This window comes from Microcoleus sp. AT8-A3 (assembly GCF_036705675.1).
Taxonomy (GTDB): domain Bacteria; phylum Cyanobacteriota; class Cyanobacteriia; order Cyanobacteriales; family Microcoleaceae; genus Microcoleus.
On the sequence record NZ_JAUBVD010000048.1, the window covers coordinates 1 to 17644 of the forward strand.

Sequence of the window (17644 nt, forward strand, 5' to 3'; positions counted from 1 at the left end):
GCCCGTCCAAAAAGGACGGGCGGGACGCCCATCCCACAATAACAATTAAAATTGTAAGTTATTTAATTCGCGATCCTTATTTAATTAATGAGACGAGTCAATTTTTCGGATTGTAACAATGACATTTAAATAATTTTATTGTGTGGGATTTATAATTGGGGGGCAAATTCAATGGATCGCGCGACAGTCCCATTTTACCCAGTAGAGGAGTTTTGGGTTCACCAAAACTTCTGCCAGTGGGCGATCGCCATCCTTGAGCTTGATTGTGGGCCCAGCCGAAAAGACTGCTGCAAGATGCGGCCAGTCGATTTTAGATTTTAGATTTTAGATTTTAGATTGACGAAATTGAAGAGATTGAAGAAAGCGACCTCACTGATAAACCCAGGGGGCTGGCGATGAGGATTCAAAGCTTTTTTTTCGCTTCACGGATGAATCCGGGGGCCCCGGACGACATTGCTGGATTGTCAAATTAGTCGGCGAGAGAGAGACGGCGATCGGCTATAATAAAGGGCTAGAGGAAAAGAACACCGAAAACCCGAAAATATGGTTGCCATCCAAAGAAATCTCAACATTGCCGCCCTAGAAGCAGAATACAGTCAAAAAACACCGCGAGACATTCTCAAATTTGCCCTAGAAAATTTTGACAATATCTCCATTTCTTTCAGCGGGGCTGAAGATGTAGTTTTGATCGATATTGCCTCAAAAATCACCAAGAATTTCCGCGTTTTCACCCTAGACACCGGACGATTACACTCGGAAACTTATCAGTTTTTGGATCGAGTCAGAAAACATTACGGCATTAAATTAGAAGTAATGTTTCCCGATGCAGCCGAAGTACAAGCCCTAGTAGAAGAAAAGGGATTGTTTAGTTTTTATCAAGACGGTCACAAAGAATGCTGTGGCGTGCGGAAAGTCAGGCCGCTGCGCCGCAAACTGAATACTCTCGATGCTTGGATTACCGGTCAGCGGAAAGACCAAAGTCCCAGTACCCGCAACGGTATTCCGGTTATTGAAGTTGACACTGCATTCTCAACTCCTGACCATGAATTAATTAAATTCAATCCCTTAGCAAACTGGTCTTCGGCAGAGGTTTGGGAATACATTCGCGCTTTGGATGTGCCTTACAACAAGTTGCACGAACGCGGTTTTGTAAGCATTGGTTGCGAACCTTGTACAAAGCCGGTATTGCCGAACCAACACGAACGCGAAGGTCGCTGGTGGTGGGAAGAAGCGACCGTAAAAGAATGCGGTTTGCACGCTGGTAACGCACAAACCTAGTAGTAAATCACTCAAGGAGTAAGGTGCGCTAGGCTTACCAAACAAATCGTAAGGTGCGCCCTTACGCACCTTACTCAAGAATCAATGCACTTCACATAAATCGTAGCCGAAGAATTCGCAATTAAAATAAACACAAATTAAGCTGAGCTGGGCCTAGAACTTTGATAGAATGATCGACATTCAGAAAAGTTTTTAAAGTAGGTACTATATGCTCGCGTCAACTAGGGAATTGCTGAACACGGCCTTGAGAAATGGTTATGCGATCGGCGCTTTTAACGTCTACAACCTCGAAGGAGTAAAAGCCGTCATCAATGCGGCAGAAGCGCTGCACAGTCCTGCTATACTGCAACTTCACCCCAGTGCCATCCAATACGGAAAATCGCCTTTAGTCGCGCTGTGCATGGAAGCGGCCCGCAAATCTTTAATGCCGATCGCAGTACACTTAGATCACAGCACCTCAGAAAAAGACATTCACCTCGCCCTAGCCGCCGGCATCAAATCAACTATGGCAGACGGTTCTTTTTTGCCCTACGAACAAAACTTAATATTTAGCCGGGAAATGACTAAATTATGCCACGCTAACGGTGCGGCAGTTGAAGCAGAAATCGGCAGAATTAGCGGCCGGGAAGAAGGTTTGACAATCGAGGAGAAAGCCGCAAGGATGACCGATCCGGTATCAGCCGTAGAGTTTATCAAAGAAACTAAGGTGGATTTTTTAGCCGTAACAATTGGTAACGTTCACGGCAAATATCTCAGCGAACCGAAACTCGATTTTCCACGTCTGGCCAAAATCCGCGCTGCTGTTTCAGTGCCGTTAGTGATGCACGGTGCTAGCGGTTTGCGGGAGTCAATGATTCATCAATGTATTAAATTGGGAGTCTCTAAATTTAATGTGAATACGGAAATTCGCGAAGCTTATATGGACGTGTTAAAAAGTAGCATTTCTGAGGCAGATCCGGATTTGTTGGAAATAATGGAAAAAGCTATCGATGCCATGCAATCGGTCATTTCTGACAAACTGCAACTTTTTGGTTCTGTCGGTAAAGCTTATTTGCATCATTCTCCCTACGCGGATGACTTAACCGCAAAGAGTACCAGCAACAAACACACAAGCCGCAACCAATCAAGTTTCGATCAAATCTTAAAGCCTGTGTATAGTGAGGCTTTCTGTCTTCTTGTGAAGTAAAAAAACTAAAGTCCTGACTGCGAACCAGCGATTAAAAGGGCGGGTTTTTGAGATTGTCAATTATGGGCAGATATTTTTCGTGAACCCGCCCGTACCGTATTAGGGGTAATCGACCGGACATAATATTAGTCAGGACTTCAGTCTTCTCTAACCGTTTAAAAATCGATCGGGATCGATGCCAGATTCCCGCAGCCGCCGAATTAAAGACTGCAATTGAGCTTCCGCTGACTCTGCCCGCTGCCGTTGCTGTTCCGCTTCAGTGAGAATCCAATTGCCATCAACATCATACCAGCGCAACCACAGTCGATCGACTCCCTGAAACTCTCCTTGCCACAAACCCAAGCCCAAACTTAGGTCAGGAATCCACACTCGCGACTCGGGCAATTCTAATTCTTGATAGTGTCCGCCCTTCAATTCAAACACTCGCAATTTGTTAGTATAGCGGCTGAAAACAGCATAAATAGGAACCCGCAAAATTTGCTCGTAAACCTCCCATTTTCTTGGCGGTTCATCCTTCCTCTCGGCATCCAAAACTTGCCCGTTACCGGCAGTGTTTCCCGACTGAGGTGGCAACTTTTCCTCATCGGTATTGTCGCCTAAATCTTCTTTTTCCGTTCCCGGCGAAAGCAGTTCTACAATTACAAAAGGATTCACACCTTCCTGCCAAGTAACATAACTCATCCGCAGTTCCGATCGATCGTAAAGTCGGGGAACTCCCACAACTCCAAACCAATCCGGCCGCTTGTGCCACAGAGTGTGCTGCACGTCATAATAAAGGTTCATGTCGGTGCCGCTAAATATCTCAGAAGCCGGATAATTCCGAGGCCGAAACGTCAGACTCAACAACTGCGGCTGCAAATCGTGAAATTCGTCAGGCAAACCAGGTTCATCCGGGTCTTCGCTGGGTAAATCGTACATCGTCGGCAGCGTTTCTCTGGGCGATCGCGGCGGATCGGTTTGCGGCACAGGATATTTAAAAGGAAACATATAATATTGAGAAATGACTCCATTTATGCTAACATCATGGGAACATCCCAATGATGCTTTCACAGGAGTGCAAGCCGGAGAGCTAGAAGCGAGAGATATCGGCTTTGCCGTGCGAGACGATCGCACTCCTAGAAAACGATTTTAACAAAATTGGGACAATCCCTTTTCTTGCTCTATTCTGTGAAGTTAATCTAAAATCTAAAATCTAAAATTGACCAAGAATTTGTTGATGGTACAAGCCCTTGAATTTATCCGTGGAATCAATCCAAAATCTAAAATCTAAAATCCTCACGCCCCCGAATTGATCTCGCGCAAGTCAATCCAAAATCTAAAATCGCCTGACCCGAAATTCTGCACTATGATCGACATTCCTCAACTGATTGCTCAAGAACTTTCCATCAATCTGTCTCAAGTCAATAATGCTCTGGAACTTTTCGCCGAGGGAGCAACTATTCCGTTTATTGCCCGCTACCGCAAAGAACGCACGGATTTGCTGAATGAAATTCAGTTGCGGGACATCTCCGATCGCTTCACCTATTTGACGGAAATTGAAGAGCGCAAAAAGTCTATTTTAGAGACGATTAGCTCTCTGGGGAAACTCACTGAAGAATTGCAAGCTAAAATCGAATCATGTTTGCAAAAAAACGAACTAGAAGACCTTTATCTGCCTTATAAACCCAAGCGACGGACGCGAGCGATAATTGCTAGGGAAAAAGGTTTGGAACCGCTGGCAAATTTTATCAAAAGTCTGAACTTGCCGACGGCTAAACCAGCAGACTTTGAGGCGGAAGCAGGTAAATATATTTCGGAAGAAAAGGGAGTGAAAACAGCAGAAGAAGCTCTCAAAGGTGCTGGGGATATTTTGGCGGAAGCGGTTTCGGAAAAAGCTGAATTGCGGGCTTATTTGCGAGAATTTTTGATGAAAACAGGAGTTTTTGTCTCTAAAATTAAAGAGGATTTCCCGGAAGGAAGCACTAAATTTGAAATGTACCGCAATTATCAAGTTGCAGCGAGAAGCGTTCAGTCGCACAATATGTTAGCGCTGTTTCGCGGGGAAACGGAAGGGGTTTTAGATTTGGAACTGGCTTTTGATGAATCCGCCGTGATGGCTTATTTGGAAAGTCAGGAAATTAGAACTAGGATACCAGAAGTTAAAGAGTTTTATCGATCGACTTTGAAGGATGCCTTCAACCGACTGATGAAGACTTCGTTAATCACGGAAGTACGATCGCACAACAAAGCAGTCGCTGATATCGAGTCCATCGCCACTTTTGAAACCAACCTGCGCGAGTTGCTGCTGTCGGCGCCGGCGGGAATGAAACCCACATTGGCGATCGATCCGGGATTTCGCACGGGGTGTAAAGTTTCCGCCCTCGATGAAACCGGGCAATTTTTAGAATATCAAGCAATTTTTCCCCACCAAGCGGCCGCTCAGCGACAACAAGCGGGTAAAATTGTCAAGCATTTAATTGAAAAATATAAAATTGAATTAATCGCGATCGGCAACGGTACAGCTTCCCGCGAAACAGACGAATTTGTTTCGGAAGTTTTGGCCCAAATGGAAAGAAAACCGATTAAAGTCATGGTGAATGAATCCGGTGCATCGATTTATTCAGCAAGCGAGGTGGCGATCGCCGAATTTCCCGATCTCGACATCACCGTCCGCGGCGCAGTCAGCATCGGACGACGCTTGCAAGATCCCCTCGCCGAACTCGTGAAAATCGACCCGAAATCAATAGGAGTCGGTCAATACCAGCACGATGTTGACCAAAAACTGCTCAAAAAGAAACTCGACGAAACTGTCGAAAGCTGCGTGAATTATGTCGGAGTTGACTTAAACACAGCCTCGAAAGAACTGCTAACATTTGTGTCAGGAATGACGGCAACAGTTGCCAAAAATATCGTCAATTACCGCAACGAAAATGGCGCGTTTAAAAATCGCCGCCAACTCCTGAAAGTTCCCAAACTCGGGCCAAAAGCTTTTGAACAAGCAGCCGGGTTTCTCCGCATTCGCGGCGGCGAAAACCCCCTGGACAATACAGCAGTTCATCCCGAAAGTTATCCTGTCGTGCAGGCGATCGCCAAGGATTTAGACTTGCCGCTGACTGGAATAACACAAATATCTGAAAAAATCAAGACTGTAAACATCAAGAAATATGTCACAGAGAAAGTCGGAGAACCAACACTCCGAGACATTATTTCGGAACTAGAAAAACCGGGAAGAGACCCGCGTGCCGAGTTTAAATATGCCACTTTCCAAGCAGGAATCAAAGAAATCTCCGATTTGCAAGTTGGGATGGAATTAGAAGGCATAATCACGAATGTAGCTAACTTTGGAGCCTTTGTTGATGTGGGAGTGCACCAAGATGGTTTGGTTCACGTTTCTCAATTAGCCGATCGCTTTGTAGATGACCCCAAACAGATTGTCAAAGTCGGACAAGTTGTGAAAGTGCGGGTTTTGGAGGTGAATGAGAAGTTAAAGCGGGTTAGTTTGACGATGAAGTTGCAAGAAAAACCGCAACCGCAAAATGGCAATAGTGCGAGGCTTCCGGCCCCGCGCCGACGTTGAAACTTTGGGGGAAAGGTGAAATACTCACCGGCCTGAAGGCGCGGTGAGTATTTCAAAAGTCTGGAACTCTCATAAATGCGTGAAATGAAATTCGTCTGAAAGGGCTAACCCAAGCGTATTGCTCTATAGATGCTCTACAACAGAACAGTGAGCGCAATGATTTGAGCAGTATTAATGTATGCAACATTGCTTTGGGCAACAGTCGCTAACCCCGTAATCGAGAGGGGACTTCCTGCCAGAATAGTGGGACTGCGATCGAACCAATTATCAACTGAATGCCACCAAAGATAGCGAGAGAAGGCCCAAATCCAAAGCGCAGTAGCTCTCCAAATACGAGACTGCCTACACCAAATCCAGTAAAGAGAGTAAATACTTTCAGTCCCATCGTTTGCCCCAAATTGTTGTCATCTCCGAGATCGGTCACAATTCCGACAAACAACGGTTGAGTCAGGTCATACCCTAAAGACAAAATAAGAACTGCGATCGTCGTTCCCAGTGGCGGAATCTCAAAAATCATTGCAATCCCAGCCACAGCAGCCATTACCAACCCTGCTGGAACGAGCCAACGCCGTCCCCACCGATCGACGGCTTGACCAATGAAAGAACTTAGCAATAAACCGGGAATGCCGTACCCAAGAATGTTTAAACCAATGCTCAAGGCATCCATACCGTACCGTTGCGATAAATACAACCCTAGCCATGTATATACCCCAGAGTGGTAAATACCATTCCACAGAACATAAGCATATGTACGCTGCCCCCGAAAGGTTGCTAATATCTGGCTGTATCCCCTAAAGATTTGGCGAATAGGCGGTAATTTGGTGACTTTTGGTGTATCAAATAAAGAACCGTAAGGATGAAGGCGCCAAAGCACAACAGCAGCAAGCAAAGCAGTACCTAGAAAGAGCACTCGCCAACCTACAAATGGCTCAAGAATCGCTCCCCCCGCAGAGCCTGCTGCCATTCCCCCTTCCATTGCTGCAAACACCAATCCTAGCTTGGCACCTCGCCGATCGAACGGGAATAAATCGCCAATTAAGGCGAAGGTAAGGGGAATCACACCACTTGCTCCAATCCCGGTTAATAGCCGCCAGGTTGCCATCTGCGAAGCATTTTGGGCCGTGGCAGTTAAAGCGGTGAAAATGACAAAAAGAGCAAGCGAGATGCGAATAATAGACCATCGACCAAAGCGATCGGACAGGAGGCCGAAGAATAATGCCATCAGTGCATAGGACAGCATATAGGCTGGAACGATAAAGCCGATTTCCTGAACCGGAACATTAAAAACTTCAGCCAAACGTGGAATCAGGGGAGCAATCATGTACCCCTGTAGAAAAATTAGCCCCGCAGCGATCGAAAGCCAGGAAAACAGGTCTTTATGCTGCTTTAGGCGAATCGCGGTATCGGCTGGTTCGGTATGGGGGTGATTAAAAGATTCTTTTAGTTTCGGCATGAATTTGGGAGATTTCAACTCATATCACATTTCACGGACGACTAAAATCTGAGAACTTAGCTGGAGTGCCAACGCCGACAGCCAAGGGCGATGGACTGGTGAAAGCTTGGAGTACCTTCTCAACTCTGGAGGTTACAAATTTTGTAGGTAAGGTGTGGAATTTAGCCCTTAATGTCAGGATACCTTGATAAATGTCATGATTTATACAAAAATAGTATATTTAGATACAGAATTTCTTATAAGACTTATTAGTTCAGGTTATCAGCAAAGCTAGGATTTACGCATTGACAGAAATTTTTTAATCCCACAAAGTGGTTTGTTTGATGGCTGTGCGATCGCATTCAATTTCCCCATGAATCGAATGTGTGGCGAGAAAACCTACACATTAAACAATACGCTGGGGATAAGAATAATCTGATTTCCTTTCACAAGTTTGCAACTCTCATAAATGCGTGAAATGAAATTCGTCTGAAAGCGCTAACCCAAGCGTATTGGGCTATAATTGTGTAATCCTCACCAACCTTAAAATTATATGGTTGCAAGTAAAAGCGACACCTACGTCTCTCCTGAAGATTATTTAGCAGGCGAGAAAGTCAGTCCGATCAAACACGAGTACAGACAAGGTGAAATCTATGCAATGGCAGGGGCAAGCAAAGCTCATGTCATCATTAGTGTAAATGCAGCAACTTTGTTGAGAAACCATCTTCGGGGAAGTGGCTGCATAACTTACATGGCAGACATGAAAGTTCGGAATGAGACATCAAATTTCTATTACTATCCCGATGTAGCGGTGAGTTGCGATGAACGGGACAGAAATACTGCTGAAGATTTCATTATCTACCCGCGCTTAATTGTGGAAGTTTTATCGCCAACAACAGCGGCTTTTGACAGAGGTGAAAAGTTTGCCGATTACCGTACTTCCGAAAGTTTGCAAGAGTATGTATTAATCAATCAAGAAAGAGTTAGTGTAGAGTGTTTTCGCCGGAATGCAGAGGGTTTGTGGGTGCTTTATCCTTACAGTCAAGGACAAGAAGTTCAGTTTGCTAGCGTGAATTTTAGCTGTGCGATCGAGACATTGTATGAAGATGCGATCGGGATTGGTTGATTTTAATTACTCTAGAATCACTGATATTGATACGATTGAACCGCGAAGACGCTAAGGACGCGTTCGGCGAAGCCGTTCCCGTAGGGTAGGAAGAGAAAAGAAGAAGAAGCTGGTAATTGCTATTTTTTCTTGCTGGCTTTCCAAGTGCCACCGTAGAAGTAAAAAGGATTGTTTTTACTTACCGATTCCCAACATTTAAGACACAAAAAAAACCACTGCCCCGACTCGTCATACCGGGCGCGGTAGAGAGTCGGGGCAGATTGGGAACAGCGATCGCAATATTTGATTCTGATTGCCCTGGCCATTGTTACTCAGTTTTAAACAATAACGGATTCTTGAGGACGGGCGAATATCATGCGGCCGGCGCTGGTTTGCAGGGCGCTGGTGACTACGACTCTGGCTTCGCCTCCGACATAGCTGCTTCCTGCTTCTACGACAACCATTGTGCCGTCATCCAAGTAACCGATTCCCTGAGAGGGTTCTTTGCCTTCTTTGCGGATTTTTAGTTCGATCGTATCTCCCGGCAAATAAGTCGGGCGCACCGCATGAGTCAAATCGTTGATATTCAAAACCGGCAGTTTTTGGACGGCAGCTACTTTCGATAAGTTGTAATCGTTGGTGAGCAAAATGCCGTCGATATCTAAAGCAAATCGGACTAATTTCGCATCGACTGTGGCAATATCTTCGTAGTCTGCCGAGTGAATTTGAATGCGCTCTGGATATGTTTCTTTGATGCGGTTGAGTACATCTAAGCCTCGGCGCCCGCGCACTCGCTTTTGATCGTTGGCGGAATCAGCTACGAGTTGCAGTTCTTGGAGCACGAATTGCGGCACGATAATTTGACCTTCGAGGAAACCTGTTTCTAGCAAGTTTTCAATTCTGCCGTCAATAATGCAGCTAGTATCGACAACTTTGGCAGTTGCTGGTTTGAAAGTACCTTCGGTTAGCAACACGGTGTCAAAGCTTTTGGGGTTAATCAGGCGCAAGAAAGCGCGGCCGTGGGTGTCTGTTAAGCTGACGCCTGTGAAGCCGAACATGACGCTACCTAAGACTGCGACTAGAGGTTTGATGAAGCCGAACTCGCGGGGTATGGGCAGCAGGAACAGCGGAGCCAGCATTAAGTTCGCTACTAGCAGTCCGATGATTAAGCCGATCGCCCGCGTCAGCAGCATCTCAACAGGCATATCGCGGACTTGTTTTTCTAGGCGCCGATAGGTTGTTTGAGCCACTAATCCCATCACGAAGCCAATTAATGCTCCAAACGAGCCTAGTACAGAACTTAAACCTTGTATATTTGTAACTTGCAGCAGCAGATTGCTCGGCAGCAGTTCGACTCCGTAATAGCCGATGCCTCCGCCTGCGATTATGAATGAGATTATTATGATTGCGTCTAGCATTAGTTCTAGGTTAATGAATTTATTCACATTATATCTTTCCGGTGCTGATACTTGTTTTCATGCTTTGGTCGGATATCGCTATATTTGCTGAGGGATTTTTATAAACTTATATTTACCCGTTGTACCCTTTGGGGGATGTGCCAGGGAGCCGATCGGGATTTAGCGCGCCCCGCCGCCAGCAGGCACGAGGTGCGAATAGAGCGCGCTGCGGGCTGTTGGGGAATTTTGGCAGATCGAAACGGGTACGAGGTTAAATTAAAAGAGCCGATGGTTCGCACCCCTTTTTTTGTCAGAAAATGTCATAATATACATAATTATTCATGATTGTTTAATTAAAACTTTAGATTTGAAGTGGCGCTTTCGGCTTGAGATATAATGAACCCTCCCACAGATTATTTAACATTTGAATTAAAAAAAAGTGTGCAAGCGGCAAATTCCGGCATTCCTAGTTCGGCTTACCTGCATATACCTTTTTGTCGCCGCCGCTGTTACTACTGCGATTTTCCGGTTTTTGTGGTGGGCGATCGCAAAAATGGCGAGAATTCCGGCACCATAGTCCAATACGTTGCTGTACTGTGTCAAGAAATTCAAGAAACTAAAAATTTAGGCGCATCTCTGAAAACAGTTTTTTTTGGTGGCGGCACGCCTTCGCTGCTTTCTGTCAGTCAGTTGAGCAATATTTTAGAGACTCTCGACGGCAAATTTGGGATTGCTGCTGAGGCGGAAATTTCTATCGAAATAGACCCCGGTACGTTTACTTTAGAACAGTTGCGGGGATATGCAGCGGCGGGAGTAAATAGAGTTAGTTTGGGAGTGCAGGCTTTTCAGGATGAATTGCTGCAAGCTTGCGGGCGATCGCACTCTGTCGCTGATATTTTTGAAGCAGTGGAAATAGTGCGATCGGCTGGTATTGTCAATTTCAGTTTAGACCTAATTTCGGGACTGCCGCACCAAACTTTAGAAAACTGGGAAGCTTCCCTGAAATCGGCGGTGGAAATTTCCCCGACTCACCTGTCGAGTTACGACTTAATTGTTGAGCCCTTAACTGCTTTCGGGCGCTACTTTGAAGCAGGCGCGCAGCCGCTACCAGCAGATGACACCGCTGCTGGAATGTACCGTTTAGCGCGGGAAATTCTGACCGGCGCTGGCTACGAACATTACGAAATTTCTAATTACGCTCGCGATGGCTATCAGTGCCGCCACAACCGCGTTTATTGGGAAAATCGCCCTTATTACGGTTTGGGAATGGGGGCGGCGAGTTACGTCGAAGGCAGGAGGTTGACAAGGCCTCGCAAAACTCAAGAATATTATCAGTGGGTGCGATCGATCTCTGGCCTCAATTCCCCTGGTACTCCTAAAATTGGGGGAGAAACCCCGCAGGATATTTACCCAGGAATTGAGCCAAGTTTTCCAGTTTCAGAAAATGACGTTTTGTTAGAAACCTTGATGCTAGGCTTGCGTTTAGCAGAAGGAGTTAGCATCAGGGCGCTGACTGAAAAGTTTAGTCAGCAAACGGTTGATAAAATTTGGCGTTGTTTGCAGCCCTACTGGCGACAAGGATTTGTGGAAATTATGACAGAGGATAGGGCGATTCCCTACGGGATAGCTCCGCTTCACGCAACTTTAGGCGAGGCCTCGAAACTGCCGCTTTCGGGCAATTTGAGGTTGAGCGATCCCGAAGGTTTTTTATTTTCTAATACAATTTTAGCCGATTTGTTCAGCAAGTTAGGCGAGGATAATTAGCTCTGTCTCAGGAAGTATATCCCCCGGCAAGCGCGATCGACCCTAAAGCCGTGGCCGCCAATGCGATCGAAAGGAAATTCAATTGCTCCCTAGCTCGATCATCTCAAAAATAATATATTTTATATCGATCCCTAAACAAATCTTAAAGGTGAACTAAGCCTTGAGATAGACGCCACGACTGCACTCCAGCCGTCATACTTAAGACTGAACATTTAAAAAGTAATTTAATGAACACTTTAACTATCGAGCGCAACCAAACCCAAAAGCAGCCCAGCCTTGTAATTAGCGAGCGCGGGTGCAATCCGGCTTCCAAGTGTAATTTTTGCGGTCACTACCAACAGGCAAGAGGTTCTGTCGGTCACTGTCAATTGTTGAATGCACCTGTTAAGGGAGGATGGAAATCTTGCACTTTAGCAATGCCGACTTTTGCACCTTCTTGGGAATAGGGGGAAGGCGCTGATGTTTTCCCGGAGAAATTTATTAATTAACCCAAAAAATGTATAAAAAATGTATAAAAAATTCTGTTTTAACTGGGAATATGCTATAATAAGCTTAGGTCTTTTGCCACTCGCTCGCACCATTGCACAAACAAGTTAAAAAGATGAATTTGACACTAAATCAGGTAATTTCCGAAGGTCATACGCGCATTTTGTGTTGGTATCTTAATAATACTAGCAAAGTGCAAATCGCTCGCATTACAAATATTCCTAATTGGTATTTTGAGCGGACGGTTTTTCCGGGAGAGCGTTTTTTGTTTGAAGCGTTGCCGGAAGCTCAATTAGAAGTTTGCAGGAGTGCGGATACGGGTGGTATAGTGTGCGAGCGAATTTTGTGCGATCGGCTGCGAGTTGAAGAATTAAGTACGGCTGATTGAAGATAATTCCCCAGACTTACCAACGAGAGGTAGAAACCCGGTTTTTTTTCATAAACCGGGTTTCTTTGTATGATTATAAAAACTCGGTTCGCGATCGCACTCCCAACCTCATAAACCCGGTTGATTCCTAGATTTCTCGTTACTAAGCCCCAAATTCGTAGAAACTCACATCTTGCACCATTCTCGCTTAACAGGCTTTCCGGCCTGTTCCACAAGAAAATCTACTCTTTGTGGAACAGGCCGGAAAGCCTGTTCCTAAAAAGCTTATTGACAAGGGTGCAACCTCTTAGTATAAACCGGGATTCTCGCCACCCCATGCGTCAGCCCTGAAACTGTCGGAAATGTGGATCTAAGCTAAATTATAAAAAATCCACCACTCTTCAATCCTAAAACCCGATGTCCCTCACCGAACAAATCCTCTCCCAAATGCCAGGAGACGCCCTCACAGGCCTGAGAAAAGTCGATCGACTCTGGGAAAACCTCAAACAAAACACCGCACCAGCAGCCCAAGCAGTCAAACACAGCCAACAACCCCTCGAAACCCTCGACTTCGACATAGTTATCGGCGGCGGAACCCTAGGAATATTAATCGGTACAGCCTTAGCCGTGCGGGGTTGGCGAGTAGCCTTGATAGAACGCGGCACCCTGCGAGGCCGCGATCAAGAATGGAACATTTCTCGCAAAGAATTAGACGCATTCTTAGAACTAAATTTGCTCTCTGTTGAAGAGATAGAAAAGGCCATAGCCACCGAATATAACCCAGCCCGCATCAGCTTTGCCAACACCCCAGACATTTGGGTGCGCGACGTACTCAACATCGGAATAGACCCAGTTTACCTCCTAGAAACCCTGAAACAGCGATTCCTCCAAGCTGGAGGAAAGCTATTTGAAAATACACCATTTAAAACAGCAACCATTCACCCAAATGGAGTCTTAGTAGAATCTGCAAATACCGATACACCACCTGCTACAAATTTATTTAAAACCCGATTATTATTAGATGCAATGGGACACTTTTCGCCCATTGTCCGCCAAGCTAGACAAGGGAAAAAACCCGACGCCGTATGTTTAGTAGTCGGCAGTTGCGCTCAAGGATACCCCAAAAACGACACCGGCGACATATTTGCATCCTTCACCCCAATGCAAAATCAGTGCCAATATTTTTGGGAAGCATTTCCAGCCAGAGACGGCCGCACCACCTACTTATTTACCTACATAGACGCCGACACAGAAAGATTCAGTTTAGAAACATTATTTGAAGAGTATTTGCGCTTGCTTCCCCAATATCAAAACGTCGAACTCGAACAGTTAAAATTCCAAAGAGCACTCTACGGATTTTTTCCCTGCTATCGCCAAAGTCCTCTAAAAACGCCTTGGAATCGCCTACTCCCAGTCGGAGACAGCAGCGGTAGCCAATCTCCCCTCAGCTTCGGCGGTTTCGGCGCAATGGTGCGTCACCTCAAACGCTTGACTTTAGGAATTGACGAAGCTTTGACAAGCGACAGTCTCGACAAAAATTCCCTCGCACTTTTGCAACCCTACCAGCCGAATCTATCTGTCACCTGGTTGTTTCAGCGTTCGATGAGTGCTGCGATGAATCAGAAAATAGACCCAAATCAAATCAATCAACTTTTGGCTGCCGTATTTCAGGTTATGGAAGAGTTGGGAGAACCGGTACTCAAACCGTTTCTTCAAGATATCGTGCTGTTTCCGGCTTTGTCCCAAACTCTGTTTAAAACAGCAATTAGCCATCCCGGATTAGTTATGAAAATTATCCCGCAGGTAGGAATAACTAATTTGCTCGATTGGATGGTTCATTATGTAAATTTAGGAATTTATACGGGATTGCAGCCTTTGGGGAAAGCCGTAGAACCGCAGGTAAAAAATTTAGCGCCGGAGCAGCAATACTATTTTCACCGATTAGTTGAAGCGTGGCAATATGGCGCTGGAGGCGATTATTAATTGATTAATTGTGGCACGGGCATCTTGCTAGTGGCAAATATATGAACAGGCAAGATGCCTGTTCCACAACACAAGATAATTTATTGATTAATTAATTAATTGTGGCACGGGCATCTTGCCCGTGGCAAATATAGGAACAGGCTTTCCGGCCTGTTCCACAACATAATATAATTTATTGATTAATTAATTGTGGCACGGGCATCTTGCCCGTGGCTAATATATGAACAGGCTTTCCGGCCTGTTCCACAACATAATATAATTTATTGATTAATTAACTGTGGCACGGGCATCTTGCCCGTGGCAAATATATGAACAGGCTTTCCGGCCTGTTCCACAACATAATATAATTTATTGATTAATTAATTGTGGCACGGGCATCTTGCCCGTGGCAAATATATGAACAGGCTTTCCGGCCTGTTCCACAACATAATATAATTTATTGATTAATTAATTGTGGCACGGGCATCTTGCCCGTGGCAAATATATGAACAGGCTTTCCGGCCTGTTGCACAACATAATTATATATGAACAGGCAAGAGGCCTGTTCCACAACATAATTATATAAGTCATGAGTTATGAAGGAGCTATAACTGCTAAAGCTTGGGGAATGACTCGGAATTTTGCAGGCGTGTAAGTTGTGATTTCACCGTCGGTATTAATCGGACGGCGTTTGCTAGTATTCACCTCAAATTCTTGAGCGTACAAGACGCGAACGTTAGGCGAACTGGTATAATTTCCTTGCCTCATAGCCGGCAGCAAAGCAATGATTTCCCACCAGTGTATTGTTTCCAAACTGTACAAATCCAGTCGCTTGTCGTCGATTGTGGCATCCTCGGCTACTGTCATCCCTCCGCCGTAATAGCGACCGTTGCCAATGGCAATTTGAATAGTTTTCACCTTAAAAGATTGGTTGTTTACCTTAATTTCTGCTCGGAACGGTCGCGCTGACAAAATTGTCTGCAAAGCAGTAAAAGCATAAGCTAAAACTCCCCAGCGCTGCTTCACGTTTTTAGTCAGCCGCTGGGTAATTTGCACGCTCAATCCCAAACTCGCCACATTAAAAAAATGCTTGCCGTTCACCCAACCTAGGTCTATTAGTCGAACTTTACCCCTGGCGATTACTTGACAAGCTGCTGATAAATCTGTAGGGATTCTCAGAGTGCGGGCTAGGTCGTTAGCTGTTCCCATGGGCAAAATACCCAAGGGTAACTTGGTGTCTATCAAACCTTCTATGGCGGCGTTGAGAGTGCCGTCGCCACCGCCAATTATTACTAATTCGACTCGATTTTGGTAGCGGCGAATCGTGTCGGAAAGTTCGTGGGCGTGGTCGGTAGACTCTATAATTAACTCAAAACCCAGTGCTTCTAATTTTACAGTGGCTTGAGATAATAGCTTTTGCCCTTTTCGGGAGTGCTGGTTTACTAAAAGTAGAGCTTTCTTCATTTGTTAATTTTTAATTAGGAATATTGGGTCTTTTAAATTACAAAAAGTATAGCTTGATGCCTTAACTGCATGAAATTAATGCTTTACTTCCATTTTACCAGTTATGATGGATTGACAAAAATGTTAAAAAATGGATAATTGTAGCAAAAGATTTGTAAAAAATAGCTCCCTCCGGCTCTGACTTAGCAGCAAAAAACCTCGCTTGTGGATCGAACTTAATTTAAAATCATGTATAATTTTTTACAAAAAGCGCAAGTCGCGGCCGCTCGCCAAAACTGGCCCTTGTTAGTTGAATGCTTGCAGCAAGTGACAGCCGACGGTAGCAAGCCGCAGGAAGAACACATTTTAGAGCAAGCTGTCAGTTTAGCAATAGAAGCCTTAAAATCGGGCGATTTTCAAGACCGTTGGGAAATTGCTAAAGTATTGCCAAATCTGGGAGATGGCGCGATCGCACCTTTAATTGCCGTGCTCGAAGACGAAGACGCAGACACCGAACCCCGGTGGTTTGCCGCCCGCATCCTCGGAAAGTTCGTGAAACCAAGCTATCCCGTAGGGAATAGCCCCGAAGTGATTCAAGCTTTAGTAGAATTAGTCAAAAATTCCGACGAAGAATTGAGCCAAATCGCCGCCGAAACCCTAGGGAATTTCGGCCCGACAGCTATAGAATCCCTCGCAACTCTCCTACTCCAAGAAGACTCGCGACAGTTTGCAACAGCAGCACTCGCCCAAATTCGGCGCACCGAAACCATCCCACCGCTGTTGAGCGTAGTCGGAGACTCTCAAGTTGCGGTGCGGGCAGCCGCAATCGAGGCCCTGAGCAGCTTTCACGATTCCCGCATCCCCCCGGTACTGGTAGCAGCACTCAAAGATCCGGCGACAGCAGTCAGAAAAGAAGCCGTGCGAGCTCTGGGTGTGCGCGCCTATTTAGATGCAGAATTAGATTTAGTTAACTTGCTCAAACCTTTGCTTTCCGACATCCGATTAGAAGTTTGTCAGCAAGCGGCGATCGCGATCGGGCGAGTGAAAACCGATGCTGCTGCTGCTGCTTTATTTGAATTGCTGCGATCGCCAATAACTCCGGTTGAATTGCAAATCGAAACTGTGCGCGCCCTAAGCTGGATGGAAACTGCAACCGCTTTAGCATATTTGCATCAGACATTAAGGGCGCAATTTACTAACATAAATTATACTGTTTGTCAAGAGATAGTCACGGTTTTAGGGCGAGTAGAAAAGCCGCAATTAAAAGCTGTTGCTGCTGAAATTCTGATTGATTTGTTGAAAACCGATCATCCGGCCGTGCAGGAGGCAGTTAGCAAAAAATTTTTAGCTTTAGGTTTAGGAAAATTAGGAGATATGAGAGGGCTAGATGCTCTGATTCCAATGTTGGGCGACGCAGACAACAGCGTCAGGCTACACTGCATGGCAGCGCTCAAACAGCTAGGTGCTGCTGAGGCTAGGCAGAAATTAGAAAGCTTAGTGAAACAAGAGAGTCTCGAACCAAAATTGAAACAAGGAATTGCGATCGCCCTGCAAGAATGGCAATAAAATTAAGAGCGGGCGGATTTACGGAGAACATTTAAATTTAGGGTGCGCCATAAGCACCTTACGTAGAAATTAAATATTGAATTTTGAACTCGATAACTGAAA

General features: G+C 45.4%; 13 protein-coding genes. 9 read left to right on the forward strand and 4 right to left on the reverse strand.

The window, feature by feature from the left end; all coding sequences use genetic code 11:
* Positions 1-543 precede the first annotated feature (543 nt).
* Entirely contained in the window at positions 544-1278 is a 735-nt protein-coding gene (locus QUB51_RS22975) for a phosphoadenylyl-sulfate reductase (RefSeq protein WP_333058431.1), read from the forward strand.
* 208 nt (positions 1279-1486) lie between these two features.
* Positions 1487-2464, forward strand: a complete 978-nt coding sequence (locus QUB51_RS22980) for a class II fructose-bisphosphate aldolase (RefSeq protein WP_333058433.1) — start codon at positions 1487-1489, stop codon at positions 2462-2464.
* A gap of 147 nt (positions 2465-2611) precedes the next feature.
* Here the strand turns inward: QUB51_RS22980 and QUB51_RS22985 are convergent, their stop codons facing one another.
* A complete protein-coding gene (locus QUB51_RS22985) occupies positions 2612-3451 on the reverse strand; it encodes a Uma2 family endonuclease (protein WP_333057603.1) in 840 nt (279 codons plus the stop codon).
* A gap of 358 nt (positions 3452-3809) precedes the next feature.
* Between QUB51_RS22985 and QUB51_RS22990 the strand changes: the two genes are divergently transcribed.
* Positions 3810-6020 carry a Tex family protein gene (locus QUB51_RS22990; RefSeq protein ID WP_333263541.1) on the forward strand — a complete coding sequence of 737 codons (2211 nt, stop codon included), beginning with the start codon at positions 3810-3812 and terminating at the stop codon, positions 6018-6020.
* A gap of 205 nt (positions 6021-6225) precedes the next feature.
* Here QUB51_RS22990 and QUB51_RS22995 read toward each other — a convergent pair whose 3' ends face one another.
* The gene (locus tag QUB51_RS22995; RefSeq protein WP_333057602.1) at positions 6226-7473 is read right to left on the reverse strand and encodes an MFS transporter; all 1248 of its coding nucleotides are present in this window, start codon (positions 7471-7473) and stop codon (positions 6226-6228) included.
* A 532-nt stretch (positions 7474-8005) separates the two neighbouring features.
* On the opposite strand from QUB51_RS22995, the gene QUB51_RS23000 reads away from it, so the two are divergent.
* Positions 8006-8578 carry a Uma2 family endonuclease gene (locus QUB51_RS23000; protein ID WP_333057601.1) on the forward strand — a complete coding sequence of 191 codons (573 nt, stop codon included), beginning with the start codon at positions 8006-8008 and terminating at the stop codon, positions 8576-8578.
* Positions 8579-8895: 317 nt separating this feature from the next.
* Here the strand turns inward: QUB51_RS23000 and QUB51_RS23005 are convergent, their stop codons facing one another.
* Complete coding sequence (locus tag QUB51_RS23005) at positions 8896-9975, reverse strand: PIN/TRAM domain-containing protein (RefSeq protein ID WP_333263560.1); 1080 nt, start codon at positions 9973-9975, stop codon at positions 8896-8898.
* A gap of 375 nt (positions 9976-10350) precedes the next feature.
* Between QUB51_RS23005 and hemW the strand changes: the two genes are divergently transcribed.
* The 4 genes from hemW to QUB51_RS23025 all read left to right on the forward strand — a co-directional run bounded on the left by hemW (position 10351) and on the right by QUB51_RS23025 (position 14554).
* Positions 10351-11718, forward strand: a complete 1368-nt coding sequence (gene hemW, locus QUB51_RS23010) for a radical SAM family heme chaperone HemW (RefSeq protein WP_333263544.1) — start codon at positions 10351-10353, stop codon at positions 11716-11718.
* A 227-nt stretch (positions 11719-11945) separates the two neighbouring features.
* Positions 11946-12164 carry a hypothetical protein gene (locus QUB51_RS23015; protein WP_333057597.1) on the forward strand — a complete coding sequence of 73 codons (219 nt, stop codon included), beginning with the start codon at positions 11946-11948 and terminating at the stop codon, positions 12162-12164.
* 155 nt (positions 12165-12319) lie between these two features.
* Positions 12320-12592, forward strand: coding sequence for a DUF1830 domain-containing protein (locus tag QUB51_RS23020; RefSeq protein WP_333057596.1), 273 nt, complete (start codon positions 12320-12322; stop codon positions 12590-12592).
* A 396-nt stretch (positions 12593-12988) separates the two neighbouring features.
* On the forward strand, positions 12989-14554 hold the full coding sequence (locus QUB51_RS23025; RefSeq protein ID WP_333231686.1) for an FAD-dependent oxidoreductase: 1566 nt from the start codon (positions 12989-12991) through the stop codon (positions 14552-14554).
* Positions 14555-15127: 573 nt separating this feature from the next.
* Here QUB51_RS23025 and QUB51_RS23030 read toward each other — a convergent pair.
* Positions 15128-15997, reverse strand: coding sequence for a lipid kinase (locus QUB51_RS23030; RefSeq protein WP_333231688.1), 870 nt, complete (start codon positions 15995-15997; stop codon positions 15128-15130).
* 228 nt (positions 15998-16225) lie between these two features.
* Between QUB51_RS23030 and QUB51_RS23035 the strand changes: the two genes are divergently transcribed.
* Complete coding sequence (locus QUB51_RS23035) at positions 16226-17542, forward strand: HEAT repeat domain-containing protein (RefSeq protein ID WP_333211556.1); 1317 nt, start codon at positions 16226-16228, stop codon at positions 17540-17542.
* Positions 17543-17644: the final 102 nt, after the last annotated feature.